Below are 17,331 nucleotides of genomic sequence, written 5' to 3'. Positions count from 1 at the left end.
TTCGGGGGTGTCGACCCGGGAACTGGTGGTGCTGGGCACCGCGAGCCAGGTGCCCACACGCCTGCGCAACCAGAACGGCTACCTCCTCCGCTGGGACGGCGAGGGCATCCTCTTCGACCCCGGCGAGGGCACTCAGCGGCAGATGCTGCGGGCGGGCGTGCCCGCCACGGACATCACGCGGATCTGCATCACCCACTTCCACGGCGACCACAGCCTCGGCCTGCCCGGGGTGATCCAGCGGCTCTCGCTCGACGCCGTCAAGCACCCGGTGCACGCCCACTTCCCGGCGTCGGGCGCGCACTACTTCGAGCGGATGCGGCACGCGACGGCGTTCTACGAGCAGGCCGACCTGCGGGAACACCCGATCGCGGAAGACGGGCCGATCGCCACCGGGAAGGTCGCCATCGAGGCCCGGCGCCTGAGCCACCCCGTCGAGGCCTTCGGCTACCGCCTGGTCGAGCCGGACGGCCGCACGATGCTGCCCGAGCGGCTCGCAGAACGCGGTATCGCGGGCCCGGACGTCGGCCGGCTGCAGCGCGAGGGCCGGCTCGGGACCACCACGCTCGACGACGTCAGCGTCCCCCGGCGGGGCCAGCGGTTCGCGTTCGTGATGGACACCCGGCTGTGCGACGCGGTGTACGCGCTCGCCGAAGACGCCGACACGCTCGTCATCGAGTCGACGTTCCTCGCCGAGGACACGCGGCTCGCTCGTGACTTCGGGCACCTGACCGCGCAGCAGGCCGCGCGCGTGGCGGCCGAGTCGGGTGTCCGGCAGCTCGTGCTGACCCACTTTTCGCAGCGCTACCCCGAGCCGGAACGCTTCGCGGAAGAAGCCGAAGCCGAGTTCGACGGCGAGATCGTGGTCGCCGAGGACCTGGAGCGGGTCCAGGTCCCGAAACGGCGGTCCTCCCCGGCGGAGCACCGCGAGACGTAGGCTGCACCTCGTGAGCCAGCCGATCCTGATGACCGTCGACGACGATCCCGCCGTGTCCCGCTCGGTCGCCCGTGACCTGCGCCGGCGCTACGGGAAGGACTACCGCGTCATCCGCGCCGACTCCGGCCAGGACGCCCTCGAGGCGCTGCGCGAGATCAAGCTGCGCGGCGACGCCGTCGCGGCCATCCTCGCCGACTACCGGATGCCGCAGATGGACGGGATCGCCTTCCTGGAGAAGGCGATGGACCTGTTCCCGCACGCCCGCCGCGCCCTGCTGACCGCCTACGCCGACACCGACGCCGCGATCCAGGCGATCAACGTCGTCGACGTCGACCACTACCTGCTCAAGCCGTGGGACCCGCCGGAGGAGAAGCTCTACCCGGTGATCGACGCGCTGGTCGAGACGTGGAAGGCGGTCGGCGACCGGCCGGTCGAGGAGGTCAAGCTCGTCGGCCACAAGTACTCGTCGCCCTCGTTCCACATGCGCGACTTCCTCGCGCGCAACGCCGTGCCGTACCGCTGGTACTCCGTCGAAGACGACGAAGGCAAGCGCCTGCTGCAGGCCGCGGACGCCACCGAAGCCGACATCCCGGTGGTCGTCACGCCGGACGGCACCGTCCTCAAGCAGCCGACGGGCAGCGAGATCGCCGACGCGGTCGGTTTGTCGACCCGGCCCGCGCAGGAGTTCTACGACCTCGTCGTCATCGGCGGCGGCCCGGCCGGCCTAGGCGCCGCGGTGTACGGCGCTTCCGAAGGCCTGCGCACGGTGCTCGTCGAGAAGAAGGCCACCGGCGGCCAGGCCGGCACGAGTTCGCGCATCGAGAACTACCTCGGCTTCCCCGACGGCGTTTCGGGCGCGCAGCTGACCGACCGGGCCCGGCGCCAGGCGCAGAAGTTCGGCGCCGAGGTGCTGACCGCGCGCGACGTCGTCGGCCTGGAGGCCCGCGGTTCGTCGCGGGTGATCACCTTCGGTGACGGCAGCGAGATCGCCGCGCACTCGGTGATCCTCGCCAGCGGCGTCAACTACCGCGCCCTGGAAGCCGACGGCGTCGAGGAGCTGACCGGCCGCGGCGTCTACTACGGCTCGGCCGCGACCGAGGCGCCCGAGTGCAAGGGCGAGCACGTCTACATCGTCGGCGGCGCCAACTCCGCCGGGCAGGCCGCGGTGTTCTTCTCCAAGCACGCCAGCGACGTCACGATCCTGGTGCGCGGCGCGTCGCTGGAGGCGTCGATGTCGCACTACCTGATCGAGCAGATCGCCGGCATCGGGAACATCCACGTCCGCACCCACACCACGATCAAGCAGGTCCACGGCGACGGCCACCTCGAGCGGATCACGCTGTGCGAGAACGGCGTCACCGAGACGGTCGAGAGCGGGCACCTGTTCATCTTCATCGGCGCCGCCCCGCGCACCGACTGGCTCGGTGACGCCATCCACCGCGACGAGCACGGCTTTGTGTGCACCGGCCCCGACCTGCTGTCCGCCGGGCAGCGGCCGGCGGGCTGGCCGCTCGACCGTGATCCGCACTACCTCGAATCGTCGATCCCCGGCGTGTTCGTGGCCGGTGACGTGCGGTCCCAGTCGGTCAAGCGGGTGGCGTCCGCGGTCGGCGAGGGCGCGATGGCCGTGACGCTGGTACACCGGTACCTGGAGGAACAATGAGCGCACTGCCGCGGGAAGAGCTTCGCGGCCTCTTCCTGTTCGAACACCTTTCCGAAGGCCAGCTCGACTGGGTCGCCGCCAACGGCGTGATCGAGCGCCACCAGGGCGACACGTTCGTCATCCGCGAGGGTGACGAGGCGACCTGCTTCTACGTGATCCTGAACGGCGCCGTCCGGATGACGCGGCTGGTCAGCGGCACCGAGATCGAGACCAACCGCTCGGACCAGCGCGGCGCCTACTTCGGCGCGACGCAGTTCTTCGTGCACCAGGAAGCCGAGCACCGCTACGGCGCCACGGTGCAGGCGCTGAGCGACCTGACGCTGCTGGCGCTGCCGTCGAAGGAGTTCTCCACCGAGTTCCGCAAGTGGTTCCCGATGGCGACGCACCTGCTGGAAGGCATGTACCTGGGCTGGCGCAACAGCGACACGGTGATCGGTTCCCGCCGCCGGCTGCTGGCGCTCGGCGAGCTGTCGGCCGGCCTGACGCACGAGCTGAACAACCCGGCCGCGGCCGCCGTCCGGGCGACGTCCGCCCTGCGCGAACGCGTCGCCGGGATGCGGCACAAGCTCGCCTTCCTGGCCAAGAAGGACATCGATCCGGAGCTGCTCTACCAGCTCATCGACGTCCAGGAACGCCTCGTCAAGCAGATCGTGCAGGCGGAGAAGCTGACCGCGATGCAGCAGTCCGACCGCGAGGACGAGATCGGCGACTGGTTCGACGACCGCGGCATCGACGGCGGCTGGGACCTCGCCGACATCTACGTCCGCGCCGGCCTGACCACGGCCGACCTGGACAACGTCCTCGAGCAGGTCGGCGACACCTTCATCGACGGCGCCGTCCGCTGGCTCGCCTACGCGCTCGAAACCGAGATGCTGATGGGCGAGATCGAGGACTCCACCACGCGCATCTCGGCGCTGGTCGGCAAGGCCAAGCAGTACTCGCAGATGGACCGGGCGCCGCACCAGTGGGTCGACGTCCACGACGGCCTCGACTCCACGCTCGTGATGCTGTCCGGCAAGATCGGCGACGGCGTCCGCGTCGTCAAGGAGTACGACCGCAGCCTGCCGAAGATCCCGGCGTACCCGGCCGAGCTGAACCAGGTCTGGACGAACATCATCGACAACGCCCTCGGCGCGATGGCCGGCGAGGGCACGCTGACGCTGCGGACGTGGCGCGTCGACGACCAGATCCGCGTCGAGGTCGGCGACACCGGCCCCGGCATCCCCGCGGACATCAAGCCGCGGATCTTCGAGCCGTTCTTCACGACCAAGCCGGTCGGCGAGGGCACCGGGCTGGGCCTGGACATCTCGTGGAAGATCGTGGTCGAGCGGCACCAGGGCGACCTGCGCGTCGAATCGGAGCCGGGGAACACCCGGTTCGAGGTCTGCCTGCCGACGGTCGAGCAGGCCTCGCTCTGATGGCTTCCGTCCCGACGGTCACGACCGAACTCGGGGCGCTGGTCGGGCTGGCGGGTGCCGGCGTCCGCGTCTGGCGCGGGATCCCGTACGCCCGCCCGCCGGTCGGCGAGCTGCGGTGGAAGGCGCCGCAGCCGCCGTCGCTGTCCGGTGGCGTGCACGTCGCCACCGAGTACGGGCCGCACGCGATGCAGTCGCCGGACCCGATGAACCCGTCCGCGGTGTGCGACGAGGATTGCCTGTACCTCAACGTCTGCACACCCGAAGGTCCCGCGCCGGCGGGCGGGTGGCCGGTGCTGTTCTGGCTGCACGGCGGCGGTTACCGCGTCGGCCACGGCGAGCAGCTGGGCGACGGCGAGGAGTTCGCGCGGGCCGGGATCGTCGTGGTCACCATCAACTACCGGCTCGGCTCGCTCGGTTTCCTGCACCTCGCCGGGATCTTCGGCGAGTCCGAAGCGGACGCCGGCGTCTGCGGGTTCCTCGACCAGATCGAGGCCTTGAAGTGGGTGCGCCGCAACATCTCCGCGTTCGGCGGCGATCCGGCGCGGATCACCGTCTACGGCGTCTCGGCGGGCGCCAAGAGCGTCGGGAACCTGATGGGCAGCCCGCTGGGTGCGGGCCTGTTCGCGCAGGCCATCAGCAGCTCCGGCGGCGCGGACCACGTCGCGACGCCGGAAGCGGGAACGGCGCTGGCGCGGCGCTTGCTGGCCGAGGTCGGCTGCCACGACCTCGCCGCGTTGCGGTCGTTGCCCGCCAAGGAGTTCGTCGAGGCGCAGGAACGGATCCTGACCGGGTTCCAGGCGCTGTGGCTCTGGCGCCCGACGCTGCACCCGCGGGTGCTGCCCGAGGTGCCGATCGAGCCGATCCGGCGGGGGAGTGCGGCGGGGATCCCGCTGCTGATCGGCTGCAACAGCAACGAAGGCAGCACGTACGCGATGATGCTCGGCGACGACGTGGCGACGGCCCCGGCGTCCGGTGTGCTCACGGACATCCTCGGCGACGCGGGTGCTTCACGGCTTCTCGAGACCTACCTCCGCCGCGTTCCCGACCTCAAGGCCGCTCGAATCGCCGCCATGGGCGACGAGCGGTACGGCATCCCGACGCAGCGGCTCGCCGACGCCCAGTCCGCGCACGCTCCCGTTTACCGGTACCGGATCGACATCGCCGCGCCCGGGGTGCCCGAGCAGCTCGACGGCGGGCACGGCACCGAGACGACCATGGCCTGGAAGACCCCGCTGCCGTTGTACGCCCAGGCGACCGACGTGAACCCGAAGCGCGAGCGGGCGGCGTTGCTCATCCACCGGTGCTGGGTGCGGTTCGTCCGCGACGGCGTCGCTTCCGCGGACGGTCCCGAATGGCCGGTGTACGGGCCGGAACTGCGGCCGGTGCTGGTTTTCCGGGAGGACACGGACCTGGTGCTGGATCCGCGGGCGGACGAGCGGGCGGCCTGGGGTGACGCGGAGTGGGCTTCGGGGACCTGGTTTCCGGTGCCCTGACGCGATCGCCGGACAGTCCACGCTTGTGAGTGATGATGTTCGAACGCGCGTTCGAGTAGCGTCGTTGTCATCCGGTTCGAGGGAGGCAAGTCATGGACGCGTACCGAGGTTCGGCAAGGTCAACGTCATCGCGGCAGTCGTCAGCCAGCTCATCAGATCGGCGAGGGGGATCCGCGAAAGCCGTTCCGGCCATTCCTCCGCCACCGCGTGCAGCACGAGTTCGTCGTGCCGCGGCGCGATTTTTGTCAGTCTCGTGTTCGGCGGGAGCTCCGGCAGCGGCAGCTCGATGGGCCGGAACCGGTTCGGCGCCCGCAGCTGTTTCCGTCCCATGTGGAGGGTCTGGGGCAGGAGCACCACGGCATCGGCCGTCACCTGGGGACGAAGGGTCAGGTAGCCCCACTGCGGGTGCTTGGCCCAGTGGATCCGGAGCAACCCGTTCCCGGCCGGGGCCGCGACGATCCCGGGCCGGACCGCCGCCACCCGTTCGCGCAGCACGTCCGCGGACACGGCGATCTGCAGCCGCACGCGGGCGGGAACGGCGGCCGGTGTGGGCAGCGAGCGGAGGCGGACGTCTTCGGCGATCACGATGACCTCGCGCAGCGGAATGCTGCCGCCCTCCGAGCCGGGCTCCGGCCAATCGACGTCCTCGGCGACGATCCGGACGTCGCCGAGGCGCCCGGTGGCCAGCCGGAGGCTGTCGGCCGGGTAGTCGAGTTCGGCGAGGGTGAGGCCGACTTCGCGGTCACCCACCTTCGTGGTCAGCCTGCGGCCGACGAGCTGCTCGGTGACGGTGCGGGCCAAGGCGGCCGGCGTGACCGGGACGTTCGGGAGCAGGGAACGCCCGGCCGCGGCCAGCCCGGCCAGCTCGGGCCACGGTGACCAGCCGTCGAACCACCTGCCGTCGCTCATCCGTCCAGTGTCGCCCAAGGACACCGGCGGCGCCGACGGCGGGTGGTTCCCGGCCGGATCGGTGGACCGCCTTCGGTCACCGGCCCGCGAAGCGGGCGATGAGGCCGGTGATGACCAGCCAGAACACCGCAGCCAAGCCGTAGTCGAGGATCACGGCCAGGCTCGGGCTGTCCACCGGGAACAAACCGGGCCAGAACAAGGCGAGAGGAACCGCGAGTGACTTGATGAACTGGAAGAAGGCGTTGCCGGCGTTCGCACCGGCGAGCACCATGATCATGTAGAGAACTTCGATCCCCGCGAAGAGCGCGCCGATCGCCGTGATGACCCGCACGGCCGTGTTCCGTCTGGTGGTGGTTCGCCAAGGAGACATGCCGCGAAAATTCCCGGATCGGGTGACAGATCAAACGCTCCAAGCCCAAGATTGCGCCGTTCGGCCGCTTTTGTTGCTCTCCGGCGGCTATCCAGGACGCTCTGTGAGCTCTGGAGCAGCGCTCGGATCGTCCCGCTCGGTCCATGCTCCGGCCGCGGTCCCAGCAGCCACGGCCGGTCGTACGCGGCCAGGGCGGTTCGCCACGACCCGCGGTGTCGTTCGCCCCGGCACACGGGCTGGGCACGCGTGTCGTCTGCTCGGATACGCGGGTCGTCCGGCTAGGCCCGTCCCACCGCACCCAGCAACCGAGCCACGGCCCAGTCCTGCACGGCGAGACCGACGGACTTGAACACGGTCCGCCCGGTGACCGCCGGGGGCGTGCGCAGCGCCGGGCCCAGCTCGATCAGCTCGCCGCGGTCGAGTAGCCCGGTGTCCACCGCGTGGATCACCTCGCCCGCCTCCTCGAGAGCGGCACCGATCTGGTCCACCACCACGCACCCCGCGGTGGCGAGCAGCTCGGCGGGCAGCTCGCGCATGGACGGCAGGTACGACCCGATCGCGTTGACGTGCACGCGTTCGGGCAAGTCATCGGCAGCGAAGAGAGGAGTACTGGATGAAGTAGCGCAACAGACGATCTCCGCGTCGGACACCGCTTCCGGTGCGCTCGGGGCCACCCGCACCGCCGTCTCCGGGAACTCGGCGCCCACCCGGCCCGCGAACGCCTGCGCGCGCTCGGGGTCGCGGCCGAACACCGCCACGCGGCGCACCGGGCGCACCGCCGCCACGGCGCGCACCTGGTCGGCGGCCTGGGCGCCGGTGCCGAGGAGGGCGAGGCTGCTCGCTCCGGGCGGGGCGAGCAGGTCCGTGGCCACGCCGGAGACCGCGCCGGTGCGGAGGGCCGTGACCTCGACGGCGTCGGCGACCACCTGGCCCTCGGTGGTGTTCCACACCAGCGTGCCCAGGATCATCGGCGTGCGGCCCGGGACCAGGTTGAGCGTCTTCACGACCGTCGTCGACGTCGGTGTGTGGCAGGCGGTCATCACGAGCGTCGTCGCTCCGGCGAAGGACAACCGTTGCGGCACCACAAAACGGCCGGCGGTGAGTTCGAGGAACGCCTCGCGCACCGCGTCGACCGCGGCGGCCATCGGTACGGCCTTGCGGACGTCCTCGGCGTCGAGCATGTGCGCCCCTCCGGCGTCGGTCTGCCGCTAGCCTGGCGGCATGTCCGAGGCCACGCAAGAGGAGCAGCGGTTCTTCCGCGACGACTGGTACGGGGAGGAGATCACCGGACGGCACTACGTGCGGTGCGAGTTCCGCGAAGCCGACTTCTCGGAGGCGGTCACCCGGAACTCGGTCTTCACCGACTGCGTGTTCGGCAACGTGCGCTTCAACGCGTCGCGGCACACGGACTCGGCGTTCACCGGCTGCACCTTCAAGCGGTGCAACTTCTTCGACGCCGAATTCACCGGGTGCAAGCTCGTCGGCGCCACGTTCACCGAGTGCGAGCTGCGGCCGCTGCGGGTCGAGGGCGGGGACTGGTCGTTCGCCGGGCTGGCGGGCGCCGACCTGCGCTCGGTCAGCTTCCGGGGGGTGCGGATGCGGGAAGCCGACCTCACCGGGGCGAACTGCGCCGGCGCGGTGTTCGCCGACGTCGACCTGTCCGGGGCGGTGCTGCACGCCGTCAAGCTGCCGCGCGCCGAGCTGCGGGGCAGCGATCTCTCGGCGCTCGACCCGCTGGACGCCGAGCTGGCGGGCGCGATCGTGTCACCCGAACAGGCTGCGGTGCTCGTCACGTCGCTCGGGCTGCACGTCCGGGCGTAGGCTCGTCGCGATCGGGAAGGGAGAGCCGCATGGGTGTCGTGACACCGGGTTTCCACGGCCGGGCGCGCAGCGGCAACCCGCGTCTGCCGCCGGGGCAGTACCTGGCCGAGGACTTCCCGGTGCTGTCGGCGGGCCCCACCCCGCGCGTGCGCACCGAGACGTGGGAGTTCACCGTCACGACCGAGACGGGGGACAAGCACGCCTGGAGCTGGGCCGAGCTGATGGCGCTGCCCAGCGAGAAGCCCACAGTGGACATCCACTGCGTCACCCAGTGGTCCAAACTGGACACGCGGTGGCGCGGCGTCTCGGTCGACACGCTGGTGGGCGGGCTCGGCACCCAGGCCGACTACGTCATGGTGCACGCCTACGGCGGGTACACGACGAACCTGCCGCTGGCCGACCTGCTCGACGGCCAGGCCTGGATCGCCTACGAATACGGCGGCAAGCCGCTGACCCCCGAGCACGGCGGCCCGGCGCGGCTGCTCGTGCCGCACCTGTACTTCTGGAAGTCCGCGAAATGGGTGCGCGGGCTGGAGCTGAAGACCCGGGACGAGCCGGGCTTCTGGGAGAACGCCGGCTACCACGACTACGGGGATCCATGGCGCGAACAGCGGTATCAGGGCGACTAGCCTGGCGGGTCGCCCGCTTGGCCGGCTTCCGCGACGAGACGCCGACGGCGCGCACGCTCGTCTTCGACCTGCCCGGCTGGCCGGGACACCTGGCGGGCCAGCACGTCGACGTCCGGCTCACGGCGGCCGACGGCTATCGCGCCCAGCGCAGCTATTCGCTGGCGGCGCCCGCGGACGGCGACCGGGTGGAGCTGACGGTCCAGCGCGTCGCCGACGGCGAGGTGTCCGAGCACCTCACCGGCCCGTACGCGATCGGCGACCCGGTCGAGATCCGCGGCCCGATCGGCGGCTGGTTCGCCTGGCGGCCGACGGACCCGGCACCGGTCCTCCTCGTCGCGGGCGGCTCGGGAATCGTGCCGCTGATGGCGATGATCCGCGCCCGCCGCGCGGCGGGCGTCCGCACGCCGTTCAAGCTGATCTACTCGTTGCGAACCCCGGCCGAGCTGTACTACGCGGACGAGCTGCGGACGCCGCTGGCGGGCGTGGACGTGACGTACGTGTACACGCGCGAGCTGCCCGAAGGCCGCCTGGGCATCCCGCGGCGCATCGACGTGGCGACGCTCAACACGGCGGGCTGGCCGGCGGAGTTCGGCGCATCGTGCTTCGTCTGCGGCCCGACGGGCTTCGTGGAGACGGTGGCGGACATCCTGGTCGCCCTCGGCCACGACCCGCACCGCATCCGCACGGAACGCTTCGGCCCCAGCCGCGACTGACCAGCCGAGCCGCCGCCGGGACATCGACCGCCGCGGCGGTGCGGCGTGCCGCCGGCCGGCACGAGTACCGGCGGCGACGCTGTGGCCGTGCCACCGATCTACCCGCGGCAAGCCGCCAAGTCACCCCCGTCGGGTATCCGGGAGAGCACGGGCCGGCAGCCACCTTCACCGTTCACGACCGCGTAGCGTAACGCGCTGTACCCGTCGGGCGACTCACCTTCGGGTGACGCCGGAGGTGCGAGGTGGCAGGCGAGAAGCTCCGCGGACCGGAGCAGCGTCTGGTCGACGCCGTGGTGAGCGGCGCCGTCGTGGACCTGCGCACCGGCGATCCGGTGGCCGACGCCGCCGCCTCCGGCGCCGGCTGGCCCGCCGGCCGGACCGTGCGTGCCGAGCTGATCGCCCGGCTGGTGACCGGCACGCCGCCGACCGGGCCGACCACCGGGCCATCGACCGGGGCAACGACCGGGCCACCGACGGGGCTAGCGACCGGGCAGACCGCCGGGTCAACGACCGGGCCGCCCACGGGGTCACCCACCGGGCCGCCGCGGGCCCTGCGGCTCTTCGGGGCCCGTCTCACCGGTGAGCTCGACCTCGAGTCCGCCGTCCTTCTTTGCCCGCTCGTCCTGGTCGGCTGCCACTTCGAGGAAACCGTCACCCTGCGGCAGGCGCAGGCCGTCACGATCCGCCTGCCGGACTGCCACGCCCCCGGGATCGCCGCGGACGAGGTGCACGTCCGGGGGGCCTTCGTGCTGGAGCGGGTCGTGGTGACGCGCGGCGGTGTGAGCGTTTCCGGCGCCCGGGTCGACGGGCACCTCGACTTGGACGGCGCCGAGCTGTACTGCCGGGACGGGGCCGCGCTCTACGCCGATGGCCTCCGGGTCGAGCAGAGCGTGTACTGCCGGAACGGGTTCCGGTCCGCCGGGGAGGTGCGCATGGTGGGCGCCCGCGTCGGCGGCAACCTCGAACTCGACGGCGCCGTCGTGACCAACCCCGGCGGACGCGCGCTCAACGCCGACAGCCTCCGGGTCGAGCAGAGCCTGTACTGCCGGGACGGGTTCTCCGCCGAAGGTGAAGTGGACCTGCTCGGTGCCCACGTCGGCGGCAACCTGGAATTCGACGGCGCCACTCTGGCCAACCCGGGCGCGGCCGCGCTCAACGCCGACAGCATCAGCGTGAACCGCGCGATGTTCTGCCGGAACGGGTTCACCGCCACGGGGGAGGTGCGCCTGCTCAGCGCGCGCATCGGCGGCAACCTGGAATTCGACGGTGCCGGCCTGGTCAACCCGGACGGGCCCGCGCTCAACGCCGACAGCATCACCGTCGAGCAGAGCCTGTACTGCCGGGACGGGTTCTCCGCCGAAGGGGAGGTCAACCTGCTCGGGGCCCGCATCGGCGGCAGCGTCGACTTCGAGACGGCCACGCTGACCAACGCCGGCGGAATCGCGCTCTACGCCGAGAGCCTCACCGTCAGCCGCGCGATGTTCTGCCGCAAGGGGTTCGTGGCCACCGGGGAGGTGAACCTGCGCGGTTCGCACGTCGGCGGCAGCCTCGACTTCGAGGTCGCCACCCTGAGCAACCCCGGCGGGCTCGCGCTGAACGCCGACAGCCTCACCGTCGAGGACGCGATGTTCTGCCGGAACGGGTTCACGACCGAGGGCGAGGTGAACCTCCTCAGCGCCCACGTCGGCCGCAGCCTCGACTTCGACGGCGCCGGCCTGACCAACCACGACGGGCCCGCGCTCAACGCCGACAGCATCACCGTGGACCGCGCGATGTTCTGCCGCAACGGCTTCCGCTCCGAAGGCGAGGTGAACCTGTTCGGCGCCCGGGTCGGCGGCAGCCTCGACTTCACCGGGGCCACGTTGGCCAACCCCGGCGGCCGGGCCCTCGACCTCGAGAGCGCTCACGCGGGCGCGCTCTTCCTGACCCCGCGAGAGCCTCCGGAAGGCGTCGTCGTGCTGACGAACGCCCGGGTGGGGAGCTTCCACGACGCCCGGGAGGGCTGGCCGGCCGCGATGCGGCTGCGTGGTTTCGGGTACGACGTGCTGGAGAACGACTCGATCAGCGTCCGCGCGCGGCTGAGGTGGCTGGCGCGCCACGAAGACGGTTACGCGCCCGGGCTCTACGACCAGCTGGCCGCGGCGTACCGCCGGGACGGCCACACCCAGGCCGCGCGCCGGGTGGGGATCGCCAAGCAGTGGCGCCGCCGCCGGGCCCTCAACGTGCTCGGCAAGGCGTGGAACTGGCTGCTGTACCTGACGGTGGGCTACGGCTACCGCACCTGGCTGGCCGGGCTGTGGCTGGCCGCGCTCGTGGCCGTGGGCACCGCCGTCTTCGCCGGGGCCTACCCGGACCTGATGCGTCCCGCGTCCGCCACCGTGCCGGCCTTCCAGCCCGCGGCCTACACCTTGGACGTCATGCTGCCGATCGTCGACCTCGGCCAGAAGAAGAACTGGTTCCCCCAGGGCACCGCGCAGGTCTGGTCGTGGGTGCTGACCGGCGCCGGGTGGGTGCTCACCACCGCGGTCGTCGCCGGCCTGACCAACGCCCTCAAACGCGACTAAGGCGCGTCGGGGCGCGAAAGCAGTTCCCGCAGCGTGGCCAGCAGCTCCCGCCGGTCCGCCGCGCCCAGCTTCCCGCGGATCCGGGCCATGTGGTGCTCCACCGTCTTGCCCGAGATGAACAGCTTGCTGCCCGCCTGCTTGTACGTCAGCCCGTCCACGACGAGCCGGGCCACTTCCAGCTCGCGCTCGCTCAACGCCGCCAGGCCGGTGCCCCCGGCCGGTTCGGTCGTCCCCGGGTCGCGGCGGGCCGCCGTGCCCTGGAACTGCCGGGCCGCTTCGAGGAGCTGGACCATCGCCTTGCGGTCGGACGTGCGGATCGCCGCCTGGCCGGCCAGGCGGGCCGCGTCCCAGCGCAGGCCCAGGTCGTGCAGTTCGGCCGCCGCCGCGGAGATCGTGTCCGGGTCGAACGTGCCGCCGAGCACCGCCAGCCAGCCCTGCGCCGCCGTGGCCAGTGCGCGGGGGTGGCGGCCGCAGTGGGCGTGCGTGGTCAACGTCGCCAGGTGCGCCTCGGCCGCGTCCGCGTCCTCCAGCGTGATCGCGGCGTGCAGCTCGTGCCAGACCAGCGAGACCGTCCACAGTGGAGGCTCGCCCAGCCGGGCCAGCAGCCCGTGTGCGCGTTCGAACTGGCCGGAGAGCTTGGCGAACGCGCCGGTGCGGGCCGCGGCGATCGCCAGCTCGCCCAGCGGCAGCAACGTGAACAGGTCCGTCTGCTGCCGCATGGACGCCTGGTACGCGCGGTTCCACGACCGCTGCAGCCCGACGAGGTCGCTGGCCCGCCGGGCCAGGCCGAGCTCCAGCGTCGCGAAGAACAGCTCGTCCCGGGCTTCCAGCGGCCGGCCCGCGACGGCGTCGCGGTGTTCCGCGGCCGTCGCCAGGTCGCCCGCCGTCATCGCGACCCAGCCCAGCAGCAACCGGTGCCGCGCGGCCAGCAGGTCCCCGCCGATCCCGCTCTTCAGCGCCCGGGTCAGCACGGACTCGGCCAGCGCCAGCTCCCCGGTGTGCAGGGCGGCGAGCCCGGCCAGCGCGGCCGGGCTGTCCGGCAGCAGCGTGCCGCCCAGCGCGGGCTCCAGCATCGCGGCCGCGCCGAGCAGCGTGGACAACGTTTCGGTCGCGCAGCCGGACACCGAATCCACGATGCCGCGGGCCATCCGGCTGGCCGCGCCGGCGAACAGCGTCGGCGCGACGCCGGGGGCGGGGGAGTCGAGCAGGCGCCGGGCGCCATCGATGTCACCCGTGCCGACCAGGGCCGTCGCCGAGAAGGCGTCGGCGCGGCCGGCCCAGTGGTAGAGCTCGGCGCTGCGGGCCAGTTCGCCGCGGTGCGCCAGCACGGTCGCCGCGATCTCCGCGCCCGCGGTGCGGGTGTCCGCATCGGCCGCGCCGAGCATCCCGTCGGCGAGCCGCAGCGCGGTGTCGAGGTCGCCGGACAGGGCGGCCGCGCGTGCCCAGCCCGCCGTGACGGCGGGCGAGCGGTCGCCCGCTTCGGCGGCAGCTTCGAACAGCCGCGTCGCCAGCCGCGCGTCCGACGGAAGCGCTTCCCCCGCTGCCGCGGCGAACGCGGCGGCCGCGGACGCGCCGGTACTGCCCGTGCCGAGCAGGGACCGGGCCAGGTCGAGCACCGGGAGGCCGTTCGCCAGCTGCAGCTCGACCAGCCGCTGCACCGTCGTCAGCCGCCGGGCGGGCGGCCCGAAGTCGCGGACGGCGGCCGCGGCCAGCGGCAGCAGCGTGTCGTCGGGCGCGAGCAGCCCGGTCGCGCGGGCGCCCTCGACGATGGCGGGCAGCTGGTCGGGGCCGCGGTCGAGCAGCGCGCACAGCAGGTCGAGGTTGCGCCCGGCCCCGGCCTCGGCCGCGATCAGGTAGCGGAGCACGTCGTCGTCGAGCTCGTCGAGCTCGGGCCGGAACTCCTCCAGCCGCCCGAGCAGCGCGCGCTCGGCCAGCCGCGGCACGCCGCCGCTGCGGGCGTGCAGCTCCGCCGCGGCCGCCGGGTCGGCGGGCTCCCCGGTGCGGAATTCCATCAGCAGCGCGACGTCCTCGACGCCGAGCGGGCCGAGCTGCAGCAGCGTCCAGCCGGGCGCCACCGCGGCCGGCCGGTGCGCGACGACGATCGGGCCGTCCGCGCCGGCGAGCAGGTCCTCGAGCTGGTCGGCGCCGAGCCGGTCGGCGTCGTCGACCAGCACGGCGTCGACGCCGGCTTCCCGGTAGCGGCGGTCGAGCGCGGCGAGCAGCACGCTCTTGCCGTACCCGCCGGGGGCGACGACGGCGAGCCGCAGCGGGGCGCCCGGGTCGGCGGCGACGCGGTCGAGCAGCTGCCGCGCCGCCGGGTGCACGGGGACGGTGTGCGGCGGGGGAACCTGCGTGAGCAGTGTGTTCAACAGTGACCTTCACCGGAAGGGGCGCAGTGGCTCGGGGCGGGGGAGGGAGGAGCGGTAGCGGGGCCGGCGGTGGCTTCGCGGGCGGTGACGGTGATCACCACAGCGGAGACGGCCGCGGCGAGCACCAGGATCGCGGCGGCGAGGGGCCGCCGCCGCCGGAACAGGTTCAGCGGGCCGGTCCGCTCGGGCAGTTCGAACGGCGTGATCTCGACCGGCGGCCGGGGCGGCCGCTCGCCGAGCTCACCGAGCGTGTCCACCTTGGGCAGCAGGGTGGTCTCGACGGCGGGGGGTTCGTGCGGCGTCACCCGGTGGTCGGCGCGCAGCGCCGCGAGGGCGGCCGCACCGAGGGCGGCGGTCGCCGGCGGAACCGGTCCCGCGAACACCGGGCACGGCGGCCGGGCCGGCAGCGCGTGCGGGGGGACGTCCCCGCAGAACACCACGCCGGCGAGCCCCCTGGGGGACGTCGAGGCCGTTCCGGCGAGCGCGAACAGCGTGCTGAGCGCGGCCGCCGGGGCCACGCCTTCGGCGCTCTGGCCGAGCTGCCAGCCGCTGGCGCCGCTCGCCGTCGCCAGCGTGACGTTCACACCGTCGGAGCCGAACTCGCACACCCCGGCGGCCTGTGCGCCCGGGCCGGGGAGCGGCAGGTGCGCGCCGAGCGCGGCGATCGAGCCGGGGACCAGCGTGACCGCGGTGAACCCGGCGTCGGCCAGTGCCCGGCGCAGCACGTCACGGCGGTAGCCGCCCCAGTCGCCGGGGTGGGTCAGCACCAGGTGGATCGGGGGGCCGCCGAACTGGTTCGCGGCGTGCTCGGCGATCCCTTCGACGAGCAGGGTGGTGAGCGTTTCGGGCGGGAACGGCTCGCCTTCGACCAGCATCGGGACGTCGTCGCCGATCCGCCGGTGGAAGCCGGTGAGCAGCCGGGACGGCACCTGGGCGCCGGCCTGCGCGGCGGCGTCGCCGGTGAGCAGGTACCCCTCGTCGTCGAGGAAGAGCGCGGACGCCGCGGCGGGGGATCGTTCGCCCAGCCAGAGGGGTTCGGGTTCGCCCCAGCCGGGGCCCTGGCGGCGGCAGGTCGCGGCGTGGGTCCGGCCTTGGGCCACATCGATCCCGAGGACGTAGGGCAACGGCGCTTTCCTCCTCACGTCGTGGCGGCCGATCGGGGGCACACAATTCCCCCTAGGGCTCGGGGCATCCTCACCCAAACGGGTTAGTCAGGCAAGGGTCTGGAGGGATTTAACCCAACTGAGCGCGTCTCGGATGAGCCCCTAACTCCCTAACGATGACATATCGATCCCCTATCGGCTGACCGGAGTTCGACTCGGAGTAATCCCCGATGTGCGCTGGGGGACGGTCTCCCTACCTTGATGTCGGAGCACCGGTCCCTGCGGCCGCTGCCGTCCCCCGAACCACCGGATCTGGAGATACCCCATGGACTCCGTGCAGACCTTGCACGATTTCGCCCTGAACCTGCTCAACGACCCGACCGCGCTGGCGGCCTTCGGGACGGACCCGCAGGGCTGCCTCGCCGCCGCCGGTCTCGGCGACGTCAGCGCCGCCGACGTGCACGAGGTCATCCCGCTGGTGCTGGACTACGTGCCGGTCGACAGCCTCCCGGTCGTGGGCAGCCTCCCCGTCGTGGGCAACCTGACCTCGGTCGGCACCGACACCACGGGCATCCAGGGCGCGATCGACCAGCTCACCGCCCTCACCGCGGGCCTCGGCCTGCCGGCCGTCCCGGCCCTGCCGGGTGTCGGCGACCTGGGCACCGGCGAGCTGCCGGTCGTCGGCGACCTGGGCCTGACGGGTGTCGGCGGTCTCGGCCACTCCGTGACCAGCATCACCGACGTCACCAACAGCGTCGCGAGCGTGACCGCGCTCGCCGGCGACGCCACCGGCTCCCTCGGCCTGGGCGGAGACCTGGCCCAGAGCATCGACGCGGGTGCGATCGGCAACCTGGGCAGCGCCGTCACCGGCGCGGTCGAGGGCGGCGACATCGCCGGCCAGGTCGGCGACGTCGTCACCGGCGTCACGGGCCACGTCGCCGCGCCGGTCCACGCCGGCGACCTGACCGGGGCCGTCACCGGCGCCGTGACCGGCGCCACCGACGTCACCAACCACATCGGCGACTTCACCGGCACGCTGAAGAACGTCGGCGACCTCGACGTCAAGCACGTGGGTGGCGACCTGACCAGCGCGGTCCAGAACAGCGTCGGCGACATCACCCACAACACCGTCACCACGGTGACCGGGGCGGCCGGGATCGACCACAACGTGGTCGGCGAGATCGGCAGCAGCAACGGTGTCGACGCGGTGCACGACGTGGTGTCGGGCGTCACCGACAACCTCAGCCACAACGCGCTGGGCAACATCCACATCGGCGACCTCGGCCACAACGACATCCACCTCGGGCACTGATCCCCGAACCGGTCACCGGTGCCCGTCCCGCGG

The 17,331-nt window shown here is 72.7% G+C and carries 14 protein-coding genes; 9 read left to right on the top strand and 5 right to left on the bottom strand.

Going from position 1 to position 17,331, the window contains the following annotated elements:
* Positions 1-7: 7 nt before the first annotated feature.
* The 4 genes from Q5425_RS37410 to Q5425_RS37395 are packed head-to-tail and all read left to right on the top strand — an operon-like array spanning position 8 to position 5,508.
* On the top strand, positions 8-934 hold the full coding sequence (locus Q5425_RS37410; protein ID WP_308677126.1) for a ribonuclease Z: 927 nt from the start codon (positions 8-10) through the stop codon (positions 932-934).
* Between the two features lie 10 nt (positions 935-944).
* Positions 945-2,597: an FAD-dependent oxidoreductase gene (locus Q5425_RS37405; protein WP_308677125.1), complete on the top strand. Its 1,653-nt coding sequence runs from the start codon at positions 945-947 to the stop codon at positions 2,595-2,597.
* On the top strand, positions 2,594-4,015 hold the full coding sequence (locus Q5425_RS37400) for an ATP-binding protein (RefSeq protein ID WP_308677124.1): 1,422 nt from the start codon (positions 2,594-2,596) through the stop codon (positions 4,013-4,015). The genes Q5425_RS37405 and Q5425_RS37400 overlap by 4 nt, the downstream gene beginning before the upstream one ends.
* The gene (locus Q5425_RS37395) at positions 4,015-5,508 is read left to right on the top strand and encodes a carboxylesterase family protein (protein ID WP_308677123.1); all 1,494 of its coding nucleotides are present in this window, start codon (positions 4,015-4,017) and stop codon (positions 5,506-5,508) included. Before Q5425_RS37400 ends, Q5425_RS37395 begins: the two co-directional genes overlap by 1 nt.
* A 90-nt stretch (positions 5,509-5,598) precedes the next feature.
* Here the strand turns inward: Q5425_RS37395 and Q5425_RS37390 are convergent, their stop codons facing one another.
* From Q5425_RS37390 to Q5425_RS37380, 3 genes are all read right to left on the bottom strand, one after another.
* A complete protein-coding gene (locus tag Q5425_RS37390) occupies positions 5,599-6,417 on the bottom strand; it encodes a hypothetical protein (protein WP_308677122.1) in 819 nt (272 codons plus the stop codon).
* Between the two features lie 76 nt (positions 6,418-6,493).
* On the bottom strand, positions 6,494-6,748 hold the full coding sequence (locus Q5425_RS37385; RefSeq protein WP_308677121.1) for a hypothetical protein: 255 nt from the start codon (positions 6,746-6,748) through the stop codon (positions 6,494-6,496).
* A gap of 317 nt (positions 6,749-7,065) precedes the next feature.
* Entirely contained in the window at positions 7,066-7,968 is a 903-nt protein-coding gene (locus tag Q5425_RS37380) for an ornithine cyclodeaminase family protein (protein ID WP_308677120.1), read from the bottom strand.
* Between the two features lie 40 nt (positions 7,969-8,008).
* On the opposite strand from Q5425_RS37380, the gene Q5425_RS37375 reads away from it, so the two are divergent.
* The 4 genes from Q5425_RS37375 (at position 8,009) to Q5425_RS37360 (ending at position 12,514) form a co-directional block, all read left to right on the top strand.
* Positions 8,009-8,608, top strand: a complete 600-nt coding sequence (locus Q5425_RS37375) for a pentapeptide repeat-containing protein (protein WP_308677119.1) — start codon at positions 8,009-8,011, stop codon at positions 8,606-8,608.
* A 29-nt stretch (positions 8,609-8,637) separates the two neighbouring features.
* On the top strand, positions 8,638-9,237 hold the full coding sequence (locus tag Q5425_RS37370) for a sulfite oxidase-like oxidoreductase (protein WP_308677118.1): 600 nt from the start codon (positions 8,638-8,640) through the stop codon (positions 9,235-9,237).
* Complete coding sequence (locus Q5425_RS37365; protein WP_308677117.1) at positions 9,207-9,950, top strand: ferredoxin reductase; 744 nt, start codon at positions 9,207-9,209, stop codon at positions 9,948-9,950. The genes Q5425_RS37370 and Q5425_RS37365 overlap by 31 nt, the downstream gene beginning before the upstream one ends.
* 242 nt (positions 9,951-10,192) lie before the next feature.
* Positions 10,193-12,514, top strand: coding sequence for a hypothetical protein (locus Q5425_RS37360; protein WP_308677116.1), 2,322 nt, complete (start codon positions 10,193-10,195; stop codon positions 12,512-12,514).
* Here Q5425_RS37360 and Q5425_RS37355 read toward each other — a convergent pair.
* Both Q5425_RS37355 and Q5425_RS37350 read right to left on the bottom strand, forming a co-directional pair.
* Complete coding sequence (locus Q5425_RS37355) at positions 12,511-14,883, bottom strand: helix-turn-helix transcriptional regulator (protein ID WP_308677115.1); 2,373 nt, start codon at positions 14,881-14,883, stop codon at positions 12,511-12,513. The genes Q5425_RS37360 and Q5425_RS37355 overlap by 4 nt on opposite strands.
* Positions 14,880-16,007, bottom strand: a complete 1,128-nt coding sequence (locus tag Q5425_RS37350; RefSeq protein WP_308677114.1) for a molecular chaperone DnaK — start codon at positions 16,005-16,007, stop codon at positions 14,880-14,882. The genes Q5425_RS37355 and Q5425_RS37350 overlap by 4 nt, the downstream gene beginning before the upstream one ends.
* Before the next feature lie 304 nt (positions 16,008-16,311).
* Here Q5425_RS37350 and Q5425_RS37345 point away from each other — a divergent pair, with 304 nt between their 5' ends.
* Positions 16,312-17,298: an IniB N-terminal domain-containing protein gene (locus Q5425_RS37345; protein ID WP_308677113.1), complete on the top strand. Its 987-nt coding sequence runs from the start codon at positions 16,312-16,314 to the stop codon at positions 17,296-17,298.
* Positions 17,299-17,331: the final 33 nt, after the last annotated feature.

It is taken from the genome of Amycolatopsis sp. A133 (assembly GCF_031082405.1).
GTDB lineage: Bacteria > Actinomycetota > Actinomycetes > Mycobacteriales > Pseudonocardiaceae > Amycolatopsis.
The sequence above is the reverse complement of the archived record's forward strand: the minus strand, read 5'-3'. Positions and strand labels throughout refer to the sequence as shown.

Excerpts from the sequence above, each read along its gene's own strand:
- Q5425_RS37400 (WP_308677124.1), top strand. The coding sequence starts at position 2,594 with ATGAGCGCACTGCCGCGGGAAGAGCTTCGCGGCCTCTTCCTGTTCGAA.
- Q5425_RS37395 (WP_308677123.1), top strand. The coding sequence starts at position 4,015 with ATGGCTTCCGTCCCGACGGTCACGACCGAACTCGGGGCGCTGGTCGGG.
- Q5425_RS37390 (WP_308677122.1), bottom strand. The coding sequence starts at position 6,417 with ATGAGCGACGGCAGGTGGTTCGACGGCTGGTCACCGTGGCCCGAGCTG.
- Q5425_RS37380 (WP_308677120.1), bottom strand. The coding sequence starts at position 7,968 with ATGCTCGACGCCGAGGACGTCCGCAAGGCCGTACCGATGGCCGCCGCG.
- Q5425_RS37375 (WP_308677119.1), top strand. The coding sequence starts at position 8,009 with ATGTCCGAGGCCACGCAAGAGGAGCAGCGGTTCTTCCGCGACGACTGG.
- Q5425_RS37370 (WP_308677118.1), top strand. The coding sequence starts at position 8,638 with ATGGGTGTCGTGACACCGGGTTTCCACGGCCGGGCGCGCAGCGGCAAC.
- Q5425_RS37365 (WP_308677117.1), top strand. The coding sequence starts at position 9,207 with ATGGCGCGAACAGCGGTATCAGGGCGACTAGCCTGGCGGGTCGCCCGC.
- Q5425_RS37345 (WP_308677113.1), top strand. The coding sequence starts at position 16,312 with ATGGACTCCGTGCAGACCTTGCACGATTTCGCCCTGAACCTGCTCAAC.